Here is a 389-nt window from a genome sequence, read left to right on the forward strand (position 1 = left end):
GTTGTATGGAAGGAACGAAGACGGAAACACTCTGATTTAAAATGGCTAAAGAAGTTTTCCATACTTGCATTATCCCAACAGTTTCCTTTTCGAGACATACTGGCTTTCATCTTGTATTTTTTAAGGGCATTGTTATATTGATGGGATGTGTACTGAAATCCTTGATCACTGTGCAGAAGAACGCCTTGTACATTCCGGTTCTTGCGAGCTTTCTTAAGAGTATCCATGACAAGCTGCAGATCATTTCTGTGACTCATCTGATAAGCCACAACCTCGTGGTTGTATAAGTCCTTAATGACAGAGAGGTATAACTTTCTTCCTTGAAATAGAAGATACGTGATATCCGTTACCCATTTTTCATTTGGCTGTGACGCTTTGAACTGTCTGTT

At 39.3% G+C, this 389-nt stretch carries 1 protein-coding gene; it reads right to left on the reverse strand.

Features of this window, described 5'->3' with window-relative positions:
- A partial coding sequence (locus MOC86_RS21075; protein WP_268585944.1) for an IS3 family transposase occupies window positions 1–389 on the reverse strand: 389 nt, incomplete at both ends.

This window comes from Priestia endophytica, from assembly GCF_026790145.1.
Lineage (GTDB): Bacteria > Bacillota > Bacilli > Bacillales > Bacillaceae_H > Bacillus_I > Bacillus_I endophytica_A.